Source organism: Sphingomonas sp. PEI4 (assembly GCF_056679955.1).
Window position 1 is genome coordinate 1,470,752 of record NZ_CM155258.1, and the last position, 16,790, is coordinate 1,487,541.

16 protein-coding genes and 1 pseudogene are annotated in these 16,790 nt (G+C 64.4%); 9 read left to right on the plus strand and 8 right to left on the minus strand.

The window, feature by feature from the left end; genetic code table 11:
• From AC1MLZ_RS06685 to AC1MLZ_RS06695, 3 genes are all read right to left on the minus strand, one after another.
• Positions 1–780: a hypothetical protein gene (locus AC1MLZ_RS06685; protein ID WP_480960945.1), complete on the minus strand. Its 780-nt coding sequence runs from the start codon at positions 778–780 to the stop codon at positions 1–3.
• A gap of 99 nt (positions 781–879) precedes the next feature.
• Positions 880–1,839 carry a hypothetical protein gene (locus AC1MLZ_RS06690; RefSeq protein ID WP_480960946.1) on the minus strand — a complete coding sequence of 320 codons (960 nt, stop codon included), beginning with the start codon at positions 1,837–1,839 and terminating at the stop codon, positions 880–882.
• 258 nt (positions 1,840–2,097) lie between these two features.
• Positions 2,098–2,751 (minus strand): carbonic anhydrase, encoded by a 654-nt coding sequence (locus AC1MLZ_RS06695; RefSeq protein WP_480960947.1) that lies wholly within the window; start codon positions 2,749–2,751, stop codon positions 2,098–2,100.
• Positions 2,752–3,514: 763 nt separating this feature from the next.
• Here AC1MLZ_RS06695 and AC1MLZ_RS06700 point away from each other — a divergent pair.
• The 4 genes from AC1MLZ_RS06700 to rplA all read left to right on the plus strand — a co-directional run bounded on the left by AC1MLZ_RS06700 (position 3,515) and on the right by rplA (position 6,183).
• A complete protein-coding gene (locus AC1MLZ_RS06700) occupies positions 3,515–4,591 on the plus strand; it encodes an EAL domain-containing protein (RefSeq protein WP_480960948.1) in 1,077 nt (358 codons plus the stop codon).
• Positions 4,592–4,679: 88 nt separating this feature from the next.
• Complete coding sequence (locus tag AC1MLZ_RS06705) at positions 4,680–4,868, plus strand: DUF1508 domain-containing protein (RefSeq protein WP_480960949.1); 189 nt, start codon at positions 4,680–4,682, stop codon at positions 4,866–4,868.
• 189 nt (positions 4,869–5,057) lie between these two features.
• Entirely contained in the window at positions 5,058–5,489 is a 432-nt protein-coding gene (rplK, locus tag AC1MLZ_RS06710) for a 50S ribosomal protein L11 (protein ID WP_056047586.1), read from the plus strand.
• Between the two features lies 1 nt (position 5,490).
• Positions 5,491–6,183: a 50S ribosomal protein L1 gene (rplA, locus tag AC1MLZ_RS06715; protein WP_480961481.1), complete on the plus strand. Its 693-nt coding sequence runs from the start codon at positions 5,491–5,493 to the stop codon at positions 6,181–6,183.
• Between the two features lie 488 nt (positions 6,184–6,671).
• Here rplA and AC1MLZ_RS06720 read toward each other — a convergent pair whose 3' ends face one another.
• Positions 6,672–7,112 (minus strand): hypothetical protein, encoded by a 441-nt coding sequence (locus AC1MLZ_RS06720; protein WP_480960950.1) that lies wholly within the window; start codon positions 7,110–7,112, stop codon positions 6,672–6,674.
• 133 nt (positions 7,113–7,245) lie between these two features.
• Here AC1MLZ_RS06720 and istA point away from each other — a divergent pair, with 133 nt between their 5' ends.
• On the plus strand, positions 7,246–8,754 hold the full coding sequence (gene istA, locus AC1MLZ_RS06725) for an IS21 family transposase (protein WP_151989758.1): 1,509 nt from the start codon (positions 7,246–7,248) through the stop codon (positions 8,752–8,754).
• Positions 8,751–9,506, plus strand: a pseudogene (istB, locus tag AC1MLZ_RS06730) (IS21-like element helper ATPase IstB); the annotation flags it as partial. The gene istA and the pseudogene istB, both read left to right, overlap by 4 nt.
• A gap of 31 nt (positions 9,507–9,537) precedes the next feature.
• Here the strand turns inward: istB and AC1MLZ_RS06735 are convergent.
• From AC1MLZ_RS06735 to AC1MLZ_RS06745, 3 genes are read right to left on the minus strand one after another with little or no spacing between them, the layout of a single operon-like run.
• On the minus strand, positions 9,538–10,494 hold the full coding sequence (locus AC1MLZ_RS06735; protein ID WP_480960951.1) for a hypothetical protein: 957 nt from the start codon (positions 10,492–10,494) through the stop codon (positions 9,538–9,540).
• On the minus strand, positions 10,491–10,790 hold the full coding sequence (locus AC1MLZ_RS06740) for a hypothetical protein (RefSeq protein WP_480960952.1): 300 nt from the start codon (positions 10,788–10,790) through the stop codon (positions 10,491–10,493). The genes AC1MLZ_RS06735 and AC1MLZ_RS06740 overlap by 4 nt, the downstream gene beginning before the upstream one ends.
• Positions 10,778–11,056 (minus strand): hypothetical protein, encoded by a 279-nt coding sequence (locus AC1MLZ_RS06745; protein ID WP_480960953.1) that lies wholly within the window; start codon positions 11,054–11,056, stop codon positions 10,778–10,780. The genes AC1MLZ_RS06740 and AC1MLZ_RS06745 overlap by 13 nt, the downstream gene beginning before the upstream one ends.
• 310 nt (positions 11,057–11,366) lie before the next feature.
• On the opposite strand from AC1MLZ_RS06745, the gene rplJ reads away from it, so the two are divergent.
• Together rplJ and rplL are read left to right on the plus strand one after the other, a co-directional pair.
• Positions 11,367–11,882 (plus strand): 50S ribosomal protein L10, encoded by a 516-nt coding sequence (gene rplJ, locus AC1MLZ_RS06750; RefSeq protein ID WP_093396839.1) that lies wholly within the window; start codon positions 11,367–11,369, stop codon positions 11,880–11,882.
• A 64-nt stretch (positions 11,883–11,946) separates the two neighbouring features.
• Positions 11,947–12,321, plus strand: a complete 375-nt coding sequence (gene rplL, locus AC1MLZ_RS06755) for a 50S ribosomal protein L7/L12 (RefSeq protein ID WP_056047577.1) — start codon at positions 11,947–11,949, stop codon at positions 12,319–12,321.
• A 301-nt stretch (positions 12,322–12,622) separates the two neighbouring features.
• Here the strand turns inward: rplL and AC1MLZ_RS06760 are convergent, their stop codons facing one another.
• Entirely contained in the window at positions 12,623–13,927 is a 1,305-nt protein-coding gene (locus AC1MLZ_RS06760) for a hypothetical protein (protein ID WP_480960954.1), read from the minus strand.
• Between the two features lie 362 nt (positions 13,928–14,289).
• On the opposite strand from AC1MLZ_RS06760, the gene AC1MLZ_RS06765 reads away from it, so the two are divergent.
• On the plus strand, positions 14,290–16,671 hold the full coding sequence (locus tag AC1MLZ_RS06765) for a hypothetical protein (RefSeq protein WP_480960955.1): 2,382 nt from the start codon (positions 14,290–14,292) through the stop codon (positions 16,669–16,671).
• The last annotated feature ends 119 nt before the right edge of the window (positions 16,672–16,790 follow it).

Sequence of the window (16,790 nt, forward strand, 5' to 3'; positions counted from 1 at the left end):
CTAGTGTGCCGAGGCGATGGCGGGAGCGGCTGCAACGGCAGTGACCGCCGCCGGAGCTTCGACCGGCTTTCCCGGGAAGCCCTCCAGCAATTGCCGCACGCGCTTGTCGGCGCCTTCGGCATCACGGACATCGCCGCCCATCTGCCTGTCTGCGTTCAACCAAACTAGTTCGCCTGTCCGCAGGTCGACGAGTCCGGCGTATCCCGTGTGAACACCCGCTGTGACAGGAACGCGCGCCATCGCCGCAAAGACCTGCAACACCTTCCGGCCGGTCGAACCGAAATGATCCTCCGTCGTGATGAACAGCGCGTAGTCGGCCGCCTCGAGGCCAGGGAGCGTTCGAACGTCGGGGCCGAGCCCCCATTCGAACTGGTCCTTGCGCTTCTTGGTCGGCAGGCGGTTGCCCTTGAAGAACTGATACTCGATCACCGACGACGCGACCGCGCCGAACAGTTCCTGATACTCCGCGACCTTCGCCGAACCCGCACCGACCGGCTCGACATACCCGACGACACTGTTGCCGAGGCCGGTCTGCGCCTTGGCAAGCGCGGTGGCGATGTTCTCCTTCGCCTGGTCGGTCCAGTCCGCGTTCGGCTCGTACATGCCGCCGGTCGACTGCGCGCCGACCCGGATCGACGGCCGCATGAGGACGATCCGCGCGGTGCCGGGCTTCAACGAGAAACCTGGTTTGATGCCGGTCTTTTCCTGCGCGTGGGCGGTCGTGACAAGCGTCAGTGACGCGAACAGCACCGCGAGCAGCGTACGGTATGATTTGAACATGATCCCCCCGGTATCATCGGATGCCCCCATCCGATTGGGGCGATGCTAACCCGGAAAAACCCGCGCGGGACGGATAAATTAGGTCGAGAATGGACGCGTTCAGTCGTCCCAATCCTCTAGTCGCCAGCCGCCGAACAGCGCCGTGTCCGGGTGGTGCGACACCTTCGTCGGATCGGCCTTGCTCCAGCCAGTGACCTGATCGAGCGCCGGGAGTCTTGGCGGATCGGGGTTCGTGAGTGTGGGTTCGCCGCGTTCGCGGCGGGCAGCCTCGGCGATGTCGAAGGCTTCGCGATCCAGGGCCTGGCGGGCTTCGTACATTGCCGACAAGCGGTAGCTGTGTGCTTCGGACGCCTCGCCGCGGCGGCGTTTGATGTGCGGAGGCTCCTGCTGGAGGTGGACCGTGCGGTTGTGCAGGTGGAGAAGCTGAAGCGCCTGGTCCGGGGTCATCGGCGGGATCGGTGGGGGATCGTTGTGACGCCATTCGTCGTGGTCGTGCGAGCCGGATAGCGAGCCGGCGATCAGCGCGGACTCGACGGTTTCGTAGCCTGCCGCCAATGCCAGACGCATCTCGCGGGCAAAGGCGGGGCTGGCCTTGCGGCGGGCGTAGAAGGCGGAGTGGCTGAACCCGGCGGCGGCGGCCGAGAGGCGGATGTTGGCAGTGACGGAGAGCGCGGCGAGGAAGGCTTGTTCGGCGGCGTGGTCGAGGCGGTTGGCGGGCGGGCGGCGGAGCTGGAGGCGGCCGTTGGCGGTTCTTGTCGTGGTGGGAGATCCGGCCGAGACGACGGCGTTCGTAGCACTCCCCTCCCCCGACCCCTCCCCCGACCCCTCCCGTAGGCGGGAGGGGAGATTTAGGGCGGCGGATGCGAACGCCAGGGCGGCGTCCCATTTGGCGGCGAAGGCGGGGTGGGCCGCGCGGCGCTTGGTGAAGGTGGAGCGGTTATAGCCTAGCGCGCGGGCGGCTTCTCGCGCGTTGCCGGTGCGGCGGAGGCTGGCGAGGAACGCGGCGTTCTGCGCGGCCTGGCGCCTCGTGAAGATGTCGGGGGTGAACGGGCGCGGCATTGCGCGGGGGTCTGCCTGGAAATCCTACATTGCAAGGCCGGTTCTTCGCCTGTTGCAGGATGAGGTCACCGGTGGTGCAGCGACTTGGGCAGTGGCTTGGGCAACGTGAACTCCAGGCGTTGCCTGATCGGCCTGATCGGAGCGCCACGTCGGGGCTCGAAAGTTTCCTGCGGCAGCTTCTGAGTTCGCGGGCAGGAAAAAGGCGGCGCGACCATGATGATCGCGCCGCCTTTCCCTATAGACCGTCAGTTCGTTGCGTTACACGCGCGGCTTGGCTGCCTCGAACTTCCCGGACTCGTCGAGCACGACGAGCGATCCGTCGTCGATCGCGAAGACCGCGCCCTGGATCTTCAGCTCACCGGCTTCCTCGGCCTTGCGGACGAACGGGAAGGTGCGGAGGTTGCGGATCGACGTCTTCACGCCTTCCTGCTCCATCGCGCGATAGGCCTCGCGGCTGGTGAGATCGTCATGCTCGCTCTCGACCTTGTCGCGCGCGTCGTCCAGCAAGCCGACCCAGTTGCCGATGAAGCGACCGTCCGCGCCGTCTTCGGTCTTCTCGAAGGTGCGCGCGAGCGACGCCTTGCAGCCACCGCAGCTGCCGTGACCGAGAACGACGATTTCCTCGACCTTGAGCTGCGTGACCGCGAATTCGACCGCGGCCGAAACGCCGTGATAGCCGTCATCGCCCGACTCGCAGGGTGGAACCAGCGCGGCGACGTTGCGGACGACGAAGATTTCGCCGGGCAAGGTATCGAAAATCTGTGCGGGCTCGACTCGGCTGTCCGAGCAGGCGATCACCATCACGCGGGGCTTTTGCTCGCCTGCAAGCTGCGTCCAGCGCTCACGCTCGCGACGCCAATCAGACGTGTGAAACCGCTGATAGCCATCGACGAGGTCGGAAAAGTCAGTCATCGTTGTAGTTCTCCCGGAAAACGGCCGAAATGGCCATGCCTGTGAAACCTATTTGATACCACGCGGGTTCCTGCGCGGCGGGTCGATCGGGTCGAATGCGCGATGACCCGTGGCCGGACTGGGCGAATCTCTTCGATCAGGCTCTAGCGGGCGGGCCGCGAAACTCACGCGCGCGGGGCAGGACGGTATCCCGTACCGGTGTTGCGCATCTGGTTCGCAAGCACGTCGCGATCAGTTGATTGTCGCCGAACCGGCGAACCGATCCCGAGGAAGACTTTCATCGTTTGATATATGCCCAGCGTTCTATCCACCCTGTAAGTCTTGAAATTATTTAATTGTAAGATATTGATTTATGAAGTCTAACATAAGTTATATTTGAATGTTTTCATGCATTTGTAGTCATAGATTGCATGGCACCGTGATCATCGTATTCGCAAATATTTCACGTTAACCAGATCGGTTTACATTCCGCTAACGTCTGTGGCTCAGCCCATGCTCAGGCTATCGCCGATGTAGTGATAGCGACCACCAAAATTGCCGTTGCCGACACTCTTGCCGAGCGAAAGCATCGTGTCGTTTTGGCGTGTACGTGTTCTCGTTCGAAATTCTACGGTGGAAGTGATCGATGCAATCGACAAACATCATGAGACGAGAATTGTCGCTTGGAGAGCCCCTCTTGGCTTCGACGTCTTCCGGTCACCGAATTCTATTTCTCGACCATGAGGGCGAGCGCTGCAACATCGTTCATCGTCAACTCGAGGCGATGGGCCACAAGGTCGCGTGGATCGGCATGGCGAGCGAGGAAAGAGCAGGGCTTGCGTTCCAGCCGGACCTCATCGTCGTGAATCCGGACGTATCGATCGCCAACCAGCACGCGTTCATCACGTTGCTGGACGAAGAGCATTATGCCGGGGCGCTGACCGTGTTGCGCGCCGGCTTTCATTTCCAGGATGCCATGATCCTGGCCGAGCAATCGGACATCGCGCATGTCGACACGCTCGATGCGCCCTATACGGCGCAGAGTATCGCCGACCGACTGCCCGGGATCGCCCGGCACGACCATGACGGCGACACGGGCGACCGGCATTTCCTGTCGTGGCTGATCCAGCAGGGGCGCCTGCTCCCCAACCTGACGCATGAATTTCACGTCAAGCGCGACCTGCGTACCGGCAACGTCGCGGGGTATGAGACGCTGACGCGGTTGCGGAACCGTCCTTCGCTCAATCCCGAACACATCTTTGCGCCGTCGACGATCCTGTCGCTGGAGATCGCCGCGACGCTGCTCGCGGTGGAAGCTGCGGCGCGACTGCTGGGCGCGCTGGAGAAGGACGGACGGCCGGTGCCGATAGCGGCGAACTGCAGCGCGGCGGTTCTCGCCCATCCCGATTTTATCGCGGCGATGCCGATCCTGCTACGGCGGCATCGAGCCGCGACAGGGATGATCGGCATCGAGCTGACGGAGATCAGCTATCCGGGGCTGGATGCCGGTGCCGATCTGCTGAACACCATGCACGAACTGGGGCGGATGGGCGTGCCGATCTCGCTCGACGACTTCGGCAAGGGGGCGACCAATTTCGATCGCATCTCGGACCTGCCGATCTCGGAAGTGAAGATCGACCGCAAGATATTCCAGAAATGCAGCAAAGGTGAATTTCCGACGTCGTTGCTGAAGGAAATCATCGACTATTGCAGGAGCAGGCATATCCGAACCGTGATCGAAGGCATCGAGACCGAACGGGATCTCGGGCTGGCCGAGATGCTGGGCGCCGATTGTGGCCAGGGTTTCTACTGGGGCAAGCCGGTACCGCACCAAACGATCACGTCGCACCATGCCGCTTGACCACCGGTTCGGCCGCGCCCTCGCCAAATTCACCGGCGATAAGGCGCTGCCTTCCGACACCGATTCTCGACGATCGGAAACACCCGTCATGAAACTGGAAATCCACAAGGTCGACGAGCTCGACCTCAAGCCTCCCCCCGTGCTGACCGGTGCCTGGGCCTGGCTGTTGTTTCACGAGAACGGCAGCCTCATCAGCTACTCGGACGGCTATCCGTCGCGTGCGGCGTGTTACGCGGCAGCCAGACAGATCGCGTGGCCGGTCGACGTGTTCGAATAGGCTGCTCCCCACACGCGATTGCCTCTTGCGTGCCAGTCACCGCGGCGGCCGATACGAAGCGCCGACTCATATTGCCGCGTTCGGACTTTTGCGCTATGCGCGCCGGCTTCCACCTTCATCGATGGAAATTGCGGGAGGTTGCCGACACGGTAGCCGCCATCACCGCTAGGCTCACATAAAGAGAGTGACATGGCTAAAAAGATTACCGGATACATCAAGCTGCAGGTCCCTGCAGGCGAGGCAAAGCCCGCGCCGCCGATCGGGCCTGCGCTGGGTCAGCGCGGCGTGAACATCATGGAGTTCTGCAAGGCGTTCAACGCCGGCACGAGCGAACTGAAGAAGGGCATGCCGATCCCGACCGTCATCACGGTCTATGCGGATCGCTCGTTCTCGTTCGAGACGAAGACCCCGCCTGCCTCGTACCTGATCAAGGAGGCCGCTGGTCTCAAGTCGGGTTCGAAGGAGCCGGGCAAGGTCGTCGCTGGCACGATCAAGCGCTCGCAGCTGAGCGAGATCGCCACGACGAAGATGAAGGATCTCAACGCGAACGATATCGACGCCGCGACGAAGATCATCGAAGGCAGCGCCCGCGCAATGGGCCTCGAAGTGGTGGAGGGCTGATATCATGGCATTGAGCAAGAAGCAGAAGGCCATCACGGTCGACCTCGTCAAGCTGCACGGCATCGACGAGGCCATTGGTCTCGCACGCTCGGGCGCCACGTCGAAGTTCGACGAGACGATCGAAGTCGCGCTGAACCTGGGCGTCGATCCGCGTCACGCCGACCAGATGGTCCGCGGCGTGGTGACGTTGCCCAAGGGCACCGGCAAGACCGTCCGCGTCGGCGTGTTCGCCCGCGGCGCGAAGGCTGAAGAGGCCCTCGCAGCAGGCGCGGACGTCGTCGGCGCCGAAGACCTGATGGAGATCATCCAGGGTGGCACGATCGATTTCGATCGCTGCATCGCGACCCCGGACATGATGGGCATCGTCGGTCGCCTCGGTAAGGTGCTGGGTCCGAAGGGCCTGATGCCGAACCCGAAGCTCGGCACGGTGACGATGAACGTCGCAGCGGCCGTTCAGGCTGCCAAGGGCGGCCAGATCGAATACCGCGTCGAGAAGGCCGGCATCATCCATTCGGGCATCGGCAAGGCGTCGTTCCCGGCAGAAGACCTGCGCGCGAACTTCGACGCACTGGTCGACGCGGTGGTCAAGGCCAAGCCGACCGGCGCCAAGGGCAAGTACGTCCAGAAGGTCGCGATCTCGTCGACCATGGGTGCGGGCATCAAGGTCGATACGGCCGAGGTTGCAGGCGCGTAAGCCCCAGCCGCACGGGATCAGCGAACGCTAATCCCGAGACAGCGACAGGCCGGCCGGCGCGGGCAACCGCGACCGACGAGGACGGGATTTACTCCCGTCCTGCCGCTAAGACAGAAAAGGGCCGGGAGCGATCCCGGCCCTTTTTGCGTGTGCACCAGCCCGGCTTACGGTTGTCGATAATTCCCCCCTGGAAACCTTCGCGTCGTCATCCTGACGAAAGTCAGGATCCAGGGTTACCGACGTAGCCCCTCAAAGCCGGAACGGCACGCCAACAGGTCGGCAAGCGCAGGCGACCGCAACCGACAACGACGGGAATTCCGTCCTGCCGCTGAGCCAGGGGCGAGCCTGGAGCGATGCTGGCCCTTCTTACGGCCTTCGAGTCCAACATCGCTCCGTCCGTTTGCGCGCAGCTATCGGCCCGCGCTTTTACGCTCCAACGAAAACGCTGCGTCGGATCCGCAGATGTGCAATTGGCGCCGATCTCTCGCTCAGGACGCCACGCCCGCGGTGCACTTCATCTTATAAGGCCTCACGCTCGGCGGAGAGGCGATGGTCGCACCGTTGACCAGCAACTGTACCCTCGCCTTTCCGATCGTCCGGGCGCGTGTCGCGTCAAGCCAAGCGGAAAATTCCTGCGCCGAGGAATAATTGTCGAATACCAGGAACTGCTGCGCCCCCGGAGCAGGCGACACGGTCAGGCCCTGGCCGCTCGCCGTGACGATCTGCCACAAAAGGGGTTGGGTTTCTTCTTCCCGCACCAGCGTATGGAGGAGGGGATCGGTATCGCCGTCGAGGAGCGCGACAGTCTGCTTGCCTTCGGTGTAATATTCCGTGCCCGACACGACGTGTCGCATCAGATAACGCATCGTGACCTTCGCACGCAGCGCGCTGCTGCGCGGCGATGAAGGTGAGACAGCAGCGTCAATCAAGATGAGACTCCGTTTGGGGCTGTCGGCGTAGGGCGTAGCCCGGAGCCGACAGCCCCAAACGGAAGCCCTTTCGAAGGGCTTTGGTGGTCGTGACCGGCCTACATCTGGGCTTTTCCTTGGGGGAAGAGCGCAGGTGAGCGGTCGACACGTCAACGATCATCAAACGAGGCTCTTTATGAAACATCGTCAAAGCGACCCGGTGCCCGTGGCAGCGGCCAAGGCCGGTATCAGCCGGGCGACCGCCTATCGACTGCTCAAGGGCGGCAAACTCCCGTCCCAGAAGGCGGAGCCGCGAGGTCGGCGCCGACCAGACCCGCTGGCAGAGATCTTCGACACCGAGATTGTCCCACTTCTCCAGGCGGCTCCCGGCCTGCGGGCCGTTGCCATATTTGAGGAGATGCTTCGCCGGCATTCGGATCTGTCGCCCGGTATCCGGAGGACCCTGGAGCGGCGCATCCGGACATGGCGTGCGCGGCATGGTCAGGACCAGGAAGTCATTTTCCGTCAGACCCACGAGCCCGGCCACATGGGCCTGTCGGACTTCACCGATATGGGCGACCTCGATGTGCCCGTCACGGTCGCCGGCGAGCCGCTCAAGCATCTCCTCTATCACTTCCGGTTGGTCTGGTCGGGTTTCGAGCACGCCCATGTCATCCTCGGCGGCGAGAGCTATGTCGCCTTGGCCGAGGGACTGCAGAACGCCCTGTGGGCGGTAGGCGGCGCGCCACGCCTACACCGCAGTGACAGCCTGTCGGCCGCATTCCGCAATCTCGACGCTGACGCCAGAGTTGACCTGACGCGGCGATATGATGCGCTTTGCGAGCATTATGCGATGGAGCCGACGCGCAACAATCGCGGTGTCGCCCATGAGAACGGCGCTATCGAAAGCCCCCACGGCCATCTCAAATATGCCGTAAACGACGCACTGTTGATGCGCGGATCCGGCGACTTCGACGATTTGACCGCCTATCGCGCCTTCATCGACGAGATCGTCGCGCGCAAGAACCGACGCAACGCGGCTCGTATCGATGCCGAGCGCGCAACGCTGCAGCCGCTCCCGCAGCTTCGCACCGGCGACTATGAGGAGAGCATTGTCCCCGTCACCTCGACCAGCAGCTTCACGCTGAAGAAGGTCTTCTACACGGTCCCGTCGCGCCTCATCGGCCACAGGCTGAGGGTCCGCCTGTATGACGACCGCCTCGATATCTTCCTCGGCGCGACGCGTCTCATGACGCTCCGTCGCGGACGAACGCCCAGCGACGGCAAGCACGGACACGTCGTCGACTACCGGCACGTCATTCACAGCCTGCGGCGCAAACCTATGGCGCTGATGAACCTCGTCTACCGCGACCAGATCTTTCCGCGCGAAGCGTATCGCCGGACATTCGACCGTCTTATCGAACAACTGCCCGAGCGCGTCGCCTGCAAGATCATGGTCGAGTTGCTCTCGCTCGCGCATGAGCGGGGTTGCGAAGCAGAGCTGGCAGATGTTCTGGCAGCGGATCTGGACGCCAGGCGCCTGCCAGACCTCACGCAGCTACGAGCACGCTTCTCACCAGACCCGGCCAGCTTGCCGGTCGTCTCGGTGCAATTGCCCTCGCTTGCCGTCTACGACACTCTGCTGACGGGAGCGGCCGCATGAACCCCGCTGTCGACACCCAGCGCCTCGCATTCATCCTCAACGAACTGCGTCTGCCTGCCATCAAGCAGGCCTGGCTCCAGTTCGCTGAACGCGCCGACAAGGAGGCGTGGCCGGCCACCCGCTTCCTCGCCGCGCTCGCCGAGCATGAGATCGCCGAACGCGACCGGCGACGCATCGAGCGGCACCTGGCAGAAGCACGCCTGCCACCAGGCAAGACCCTCGACACCTTCGACTTCACCAACGTGCCGATGATCTCGAAGGCTCACATCATGGCGCTCTGCGCCGGCGACAGCTGGCTCGAGAAGGGGGCCAACCTCATCATGATTGGCGGACCGGGCGGCGGGAAGAGCCATCTCGCCGCTGCAATCGGCATGGCACTCATCGAGGCGGGCTGGCGCGTCCTGTTCACCCGTACCTCGGATCTCGTCCAGAAACTGCAGATCGCGCGCCGTGAGCTCGCCCTCGAAAGTGCGATCGCCAAGCTCGACAAATATCACCTGCTCGTGCTCGACGATCTCGCCTACGTCACCAAGGACCAGGCCGAAACCTCCGTCCTCTTCGAACTGATTAGCGCCCGCTACGAACGCCGATCAACCCTCATTACCGCCAACCAGCCATTCGGCGACTGGTCGCGCGTATTCCCTGACCCCGCCATGACGCTCGCCGCTGTCGATCGCCTCGTTCATCATTCCACCATCTTCGAGATGAACGTCGAGAGCTACCGACGCCGCGCAGCCCTCCAGCGACAATCAAGCTGAGACACCGTCTGTCGCGGAGCGGCGATCAAGACCAAAGTTGGCCTTGCATTGCCTGTCGCGCCGCGACAATCTCGCTCCCGTCACGGCCGCAGAGTCTCATCCTGATCGCCGCTACTGTCTCATCCAGATCGCCGCTCAATAGCGCGCATTTTTCCGGCACAGATACCTGTTCGAGGTTGATCGAGGCGGTGCTCGCGGATCGCAGGCGGCCATTATCTACCAAATCCTGCCCGGTCGCGAGAAAGACCTGTGGCAGTATGTTGCCGTTTTCCGGAAGCCGGGGGACGATCGTCAGATTGATGATCGTATTGCCGACGACATCGAGACCGCGTTCGCTCTCGCGGATGATCGTCATCGTCTCAGGCTCGATATCGATGTTCAGCTTCTCATATTGCTGGACGATATCCGCGCTCGTCATGTGGCTCCGCGATGCCTTGCCGGAGATGCCGACGTCTCCCAGCGCCTTGATCGGCGGCGCGAGGCTGACATCGAGCGAAGCATCGCTCGTCGTCGAGAGCTTCGCGATATCCTGGACCCGATTATCGGTCGCTGCGATCGTATAGCCGGCGAATTCAAACCCCTTGTCGACCGGAACGATCGTGACCTTCGTGTGCATCAACCGGTCCCCGACACCGGCCGAGCGCGGCTTCTGAACCGAGACGACCAGCGTCCGATCCAATGCAGGCGGCACCGTCGGTCCGATAGCGTGCTCGCCATCGATCGGCATCGCGAGCTTTTTGCGAAGGGCCGCGGCATCACCCGCATCACCCACTTGCGCGATATACGCAGCCTGCCCCTCTCCTGTCAGGTCGCGCAATCGTGTCGGAGGGTGCGCTTCGCTGGGCGTGGCGAACGAATATACCGCGACGCTTGGCTTTTCGCCGCTGTCGTCCGTCCTTGAGACGAGCGCCGCCCAACGGCGATCCTCCGGATGGGCGCATGCCCCGAGCAACAGCGCGACCAGGAGATAGGATCTTTTCATTTCGCACCACCATCGCCGTGCGCATCGTCATGTCCATTGCCGTCGCCATCGAACGCCGCTTCGAACTGACTCGTCTTCAACGTGCAGACATGGGCCTCCAGCGTGCCGCCGCCGAACTGCGACTGAACATCATGTTGGGCAAGAGGAAGGATGTCGGCGCGCGGCCAAGCAGCGGCCGCGGATGACGGATTGACAGACACCGTCTTCATCAAGGTATTAAAACTACCCAGCAACGTGACCTGCACCGGATCCTGCGTAGTGTCATAGAGATAATAGTTGAGTATCAATCCAAACATAACCCGACCTCCCCTGCCGATCTCCTTGTATCAGTGGCGACTGAGAGCATCGGAATACAGGATTTACGCCCTTTACTGTCGTATTGGTCATGATGTTGGATCGGTTTTGGCGGGTCTTTGCCAGAACAGTGACCTACGACATCCATTTCGGACCAGATATTGTCCAGTTCCGCCATTCCCGTGATCGCGATTGCCAGTGTGGCGGCCAGATCTTCGGCACCGGTCAACCAACTCCGGTCTCTTGTGGTTGCCTGCACCTTGCTCACCGGAGCGTCAGGGTTCGAGCCGATCCGGCCACCGTGGTACTTGACTTGACTCCGCCATCAATTCCGCTAAGGCGCAGGTTCGTTCGGCGGGCTTGCTCGTCGAACTCCGTCCGAGACAGTGGGTGCACAGGGTTTGCCGGTGCTTAATCTCCTACCTAGACGGGGAATGAGATTTCGCGGAGCGCCTCGTGCGCCTGCCCTCTCCCATGCCCCATCGACGAGACACCCGGAAGCGCGGGCTTGTCTGCGCCTCCGGTAGTAACCGGGTCGTTCGTTTCGGCGAGCAACCCGACAAAACGTGGAGAATGGCATGGATCGTGATCAAAAGACCGCGGCCGTAGCCGAGCTGAACCGCACCTTCTCCGAGGTCGGCGTCGTCGTCGTGACGCGCAACCTCGGCCTGACCGTCGCACAGTCCACTGTGCTGCGGAACAAGATGCGCGACGCCGGCGCGACCTACAAGGTCTCGAAGAACAAGCTTGCCAAGATCGCAATGGACGGCACCGACTACAGCTCGCTGGGCGACATGCTCACGGGTCCGGTCGGTCTGGCCAGCTCCATCGACCCAGTCGCGGCCGCCAAGGTGGCCGTGGAATTCGCGAAGACGAACGACAAGTTCGAAATCGTGGGTGGGGCGATGGGCGCGACTGCCCTCGACGTCGAAGGCGTTAAGGCGCTCGCAACGCTGCCCTCGCTGGATGAACTGCGTGCCAAGATCGTTGGCCTCATCGTCGCACCTGCGACGAAGCTGGCAACGATCACGCAGGCTCCGGCAGCGCAGCTCGCGCGCGTGCTTTCTGCCTACGCGGAGAAGGAAGCCGCCTGATCTTGCAGGCCTTTCGTTACCTTTTTGAACTGATGGGGCACGAGCCCCGAGATGGAGATTTATCATGGCAGACCTGAACGCACTCGTTGAGAGCCTGAGCGAACTGACCGTTCTCGAAGCAGCTGAGCTTTCGAAGCTGCTCGAAGAGAAGTGGGGCGTTTCGGCCGCAGCAGCGGTTGCAGCACCGGCAGCAGGCGGCGGCGCAGCTGCTCCTGCAGCAGAAGAGCAGACCGAATTCGACGTCATCCTGACCGGCGACGGTGGCAAGAAGATCAACGTCATCAAGGAAGTCCGTGCGATCACCGCGCTCGGCCTGACCGAAGCCAAGACGCTGGTCGAGTCGGCTCCCAAGGCCGTCAAGGAAGGCGTGTCGAAGGACGAGGCCGCCAAGATCAAGGCTCAGCTCGAAGCAGCTGGCGCTACGGTTGAGGTTAAGTAAGCCGCAAGCGGAGAGACGATTTAGCTTAGGCTAAATCGCACTCCGCAAGGCCGGCCGGCGGCATTCATGCCGACCGACGAAGCAGGGGCTTTGCCCCTGCTGGTTGCAGCTAGGAAAAAGGGCGGCCCCAGCGATGGGGTCGCCCTTTTTTCGTGTCTGGTGGTGGTGGGTCGTCTAGCGCACGCCAGCGTAGCGCGCGGGACCTGTGCTTCGATACGAGCCCTCGATACGCTCCTTGCGGAGCTACTCGGTCTCTACTCAGCACGAACGGTAGGGGCTAGCGAAGCCCCCACCTTCCGATCTACCGCTCGAAGGTCGCCGCATGTGGCCGGGCCGCAACGGTGGTGTACATCTTCGCGGGCCCGTCGAGCCAGAACGGGGCGAGCTTGGCGGAGTCTACGCGTTCGATCCCGACGACCCAGGCGCGCGCGGTTTGGGCATCGTCGCCGGCGGTGGCGTAGAGGATGTTGGTGGCGACCACGGGCACGAACATCGGGCGGTTGGCGGCGGTCATCGTCTGGATCGCGTCGCGGGCGATCGCCACGACGGTACGGATGGTGCGCGATTCGCCGGGTGCCAGCGCGAAGGGCGGCGTGGCCGGGCGGACGATCGGGGCAGCATTGAACCGGGCGAGATCGGTGTCCTGGCCTGCGTGCGCGGTCAGGAGGGCGACGCCGGTGCGGATCGCCTTGGCTGGCGCAGCGCCGGTGTTGGTGACGACCAGTTCGCACTCGACGGTGGCGCTGAGGAGGTTGAGGCCGGCGCGCAAGGGGCGGAGATCGCAGGTGACGCGTGCTCGGGGGGCCGCTGGCGGCGGCGGGGGCGTTTTTGCGCGGGGTTCGAGGAATTTCGGCGCGGCGATCGCGGTCGTGGGGGCTACTGCGGCCGCGGGTGCAGCTGGTGTCGTCGGGGGCGCAGCGGCGGCGGGAGGCGAAGCGGGTTCGGGTGCCGGGGGCTCCGGTGTTGGCTCGGCGACGGTTTCGAGCTCCACCTGATTCTGACGACGGCCGCGGGGTTTGCGGCGGAGCACCCACAGTGCGGCCAGGACCACGACGATGACGGCGAGCGAGAGCCAGAGCGGCATCGCCCTGCCCGTCTCCGGCGCGGTGATCGTCGGCTGTGAGGTCGGCGCGGGTGTCGCATCGGGTACGGTCTGCGGCGCGGGTTGCGGGGCGGCATCGGTAACCGGCGCCTCGGCCGGCGGCGGGGCCACCGTCGGCTCGGGTGCAGGTGTCGCTACCCTGGCGGGCTCGGCCGAGATCGACGGCCGTGTCGGGTCCGTGGCTCTGCGTGTCCGCGTTTCCGGTTCGTTGCGCGCAGTGGGACGTTCGGCAGGAGCCTTTGCCGGGCGGTTTCTTTCGGTGGCAGGCCTATCCGCGGGACGCGGGCTCGGCGGGCGCTGGGGCGTCGGCGTCTCGGTGGGCAGGACGATCTTCGGCGCGTCGGGGATCGGGACGGTCGCGTTGGTCTGCGGCGCGGGGGTCGCCAGCGCTTCCAGTCCGCGAACGGGAGCAGTCTGCTCGGTCTGCGCCGGTGCCGGGCTCGCCGATGCGAGCATCGTCATGGTGGCGAGCAGGGCGGCCAGCGCCCCGCGGTCGGTCGTCATCGTCGAAAATCCCCTGCGCGCGGTCGTCGCTTCGTTGTGGGCGGGGGAGGCTGAACACGTGCCTACGGCAACCCGCGATGCGACGAGGCGCGCCTGAGTAGCGGTGAGACGTGGCTGGGGTTGGCGCCGGGGTGGCCGATTAGGGGCGGTGGGAAGTTAGGAGATGTGGTCGCTCTTGGCGCACCGTGGGCACCGGAGGAGCGGACACAGAGCTGAGGTTTCGCGTGCCTCCCTCTCCGTCTGGCAAGGGCCAGCCACCTCCCCCTGGCGGGGGAGGATCGAAAGGTGCCGCGGGGTTGCCCTATTCTCGACACCGGTACAGGCCATCGGGGATGCTTCCGACGATGAGATCGCCCGTGATGATGCTTCGATTTCTCCCGTTCTGTGCGCTGGCAGCGGCGCTCGTGCCCGTGGCTGCGCTGGCCGACCCTGCGCCGTTCGACCTGACCGGGCCAACCCTCCGTGTCGCCGTGACGCATGGGACGACGACGCTGCCGATCGCGCAGGTGCCCAAGCTCGCGACCGGCGACCGTGTGTCGATCGCGGCGGATCTGGCGGTTGGCAAGAAGGACGATGGCGCGCGCTATCTGCTGGTCGCGGCGTTCCTGCGAGGTGCGACCGAGCCGCCGCCGAAATCGTGGTTCTTCAAGGCGGAGACATGGAAGGCGAAGAAGAAGGCGCTCGCGTTGAAGGTGCCGGAGGGCGCGCGCCAGTTGGTCGTGTTCCTGGTGCCCGAGAGCGGCGGGTTCGATGCGGTCGTCAACGCCGTCCGGAAACAGCCGGGGGCGTTCGTGCGCGCGGTGCAGGATCTCGACCAGGCGTCGCTCGACCGCGCGCGGCTCGATGCGTTTCTCGATGGGGTCCATGCGCTGGAGCGGACGCGGCCCGAGCGGATCGAGGCGGTGTCGCCGTTGCTGTCGCGCAGTCTTGCGATCAAGTTGAAGGCGGAATGCCTCGATCTGGCGGCGGATCTGCAAGCCTCCTGCCTGACGCAAAGTCGCGATTCGCTGGTGCTGGCGGATGGGCAGAGTTCGACGCTGGCGGATACGCTGGTGGGTGCGCCGACCGATCTGGCTTTGCAGTTGAGCGCGACGCCCGAAGGCGGGCTTGGCTATTACAGCCCGTATATCGGCGTGGTGCGCGATCTGGCAAAGATCTTCGGCGCGTTCCAGTCGACGCAGTTCCGGTATATTCCAGCGCTCGCGCGGGCGCATGACGATCGGCTGGCACTGCTGCTGAATGCAGCGCCATCGTTTGCGAGCCCCAAATCGGTGATGGTGGTCGCGATGCCGGTGATCGAGACCGGCGCGCCGCAGACTCCGACGATGCGGCGCGCGGAGGCGGACCGGCTGGTGTGTGCGGCCAAGCCTGATCTGGTGCTACCGGTCGAGGGGGCGCCGCTGATCTATGCGACCAAGTTCGCGCACGACATGATGCTGCGGGTGACGACGCCGCAGGGTGGCGTGGTCGAGCTGCCGGTGCAGGCGGATGCCGAGCGTGGCGGGTATGTGCTCGATCAGGTCGGCATGCGGACCGCCGGGCTTGGCAGCGTGACCGATGCGACGTTGCATGGCCGCTGGGGGTTCACGCCGTTCGACGGGCCGCGGTTTCGTCTTCAGGTGCCGAGGGCCGGTGGATGGACGATGGTCGATACCGACCCCGAGAGCCTGGTCGTGGGTCGCGACAATGCGGTGGCGCTCGCGGGGCCTACGCCGAGTTGCGTCGAGGCGGTGACGCTGGTCAGCGATGCGGGTCAGGTGCCACTCGCGTGGACGACGACCGGGGATCGGATCGCGCTGACCCTGCCGCTCGCGAAGACCACGCCGGGGAAGTTGTCGCTGCTGGTGAAGCAGTACGGAGTCGAGGCGCCGGACAAGATCGCGCTGACCGCGCTCGCCGAGGCGGGGCGGATCGATGGGCTTACGCTGTATGCGGGCGATGCTGCGGGGACGCTGGCGGGCACGCGGCTGGATCTGGTGGCGTCGATGACCGTGGACGGCGTGGCGTTCAAGCCGGGCGAGGTCGTGCGGGCGGACAAGGTGGATCGGCTGGGATTGGTCGCGGATACGGCGCCGACGTTTGCGGCGGGTCAGGCGAAGACGGCGCTCGTCACGTTGACGGATGGGCGGAAGCGGTCGGTGAAGTTCGTCGTCGCGGCGGTGCGGCCGAAGGCGACGCTGATCGCGAAGAGCGGGGTGGCGCCGCCCTCGCCCGGGCTTCCCGTCGTGCTGGTGGGCGATACGGCGATGTCCCAGGATGCCCGGCTGACGTTTTCGCTGCGCGCCGAGGGTACGCGGTTTTCTGCTGGCGATAGCGTCGAGATCGCGACGGCGGATGGGAAGATGACCACGAGTGTTTCGTCGGGGCGCGGGTTGACCGTGCAGGACGATCGGATCGCGGTGGCGACGGTCGAGGCGGGCAAGGCGCTTGGGGTTTCGGCGCATGGGCCACTGAAGTGGCGGCTGGTGCAGGACGGGGTCGCGGGGGACTGGGTGCCGTTGACGACCCTGGTGCGGGTGCCGGGTGTTACCGAGGTGACGTGTGCGGAGGCTTGTACGCTCGCGGGGACGGATCTGTTTTTGATCGAGTCGGTGGCGGCGAATGCGGGGTTTGCGGAGGCGGCTCGGGTGCCGGAGGGATTTACCGGGGGCTCGTTTGCAGTGCCGAAACCGGTTGGGGGAATGCTGTACCTGCGGTTGCGGGACGATCCAGGGGTGACGGCTACGGTGGCGGTGAAGGGCTAGGGGTTCCGTCCCGCGATCCTCCCGCGCCAGGGGGAGGTGGCTGGCCCTTGCCAGACGGAGGGGGAGGCAAGCGCAACGGATGTTCCGTGTCCTCCCCCTCCGTCGCCTCCGGCGCCACC